Raw genomic sequence first — 594 nt, 5'->3', positions numbered from 1 at the left:
TTTCTCTTTTCCCTCTCATGAGTTCTGTGAGTATTTAAAGGAACATTTTCTGATTCATTATAGAAAATGGATGCTGTCTATTCATCAATGTATGGAACCCTTTTTAATCAATTAGGCATGTGTGAGGTATTTGTTTCGTTCAATCAGCATATACATATACCCCCGAACCGCCAATAACAGAGCAAATACAAACAAAATTCGACAAAGTTCACTGAATTTTCACAAAAGATTTATGTTTCAGCAGGAATTGTAAAGGGTAAAAGAGAAATAGATACATATCCTTAATAAAAGGGAGGCGTTCTTTGATGAACTATAACATCAGAGGAGAAAATATTGAAGTGACACCCGCGTTAAAGGATCATGTCGAGAGGAAGATCGGCAAGCTGGAGCGCTATTTTGACCATAGCGTGGATGCTGATGTGAACGTCAACTTGAAGTTTTACAATGACAAGGAGTCTAAGGTTGAGGTTACGATTCCGATGACAGATCTGGCGCTTCGGTCCGAGGTGCATAACGAGGATATGTACAATGCAATTGATCTCGCAACAAACAAACTGGAACGTCAAATCCGTAAGCATAAAACGAAAGTAAACC

2 pseudogenes are annotated in these 594 nt (G+C 38.6%); both read left to right on the top strand.

Annotation, left to right across the window (positions count from 1 at the left end):
* Positions 1-115: pseudogene (locus tag ACWHAR_RS29670) on the top strand (hypothetical protein); the annotation flags it as partial.
* 190 nt (positions 116-305) lie between these two features.
* Positions 306-594: pseudogene (hpf, locus tag ACWHAR_RS29665) on the top strand (ribosome hibernation promotion factor); the annotation flags it as partial.

This window comes from Bacillus sp. LR--39, assembly GCF_053613335.1.
The sequence above is the reverse complement of the archived record's forward strand: the minus strand, read 5'-3'. Positions and strand labels throughout refer to the sequence as shown.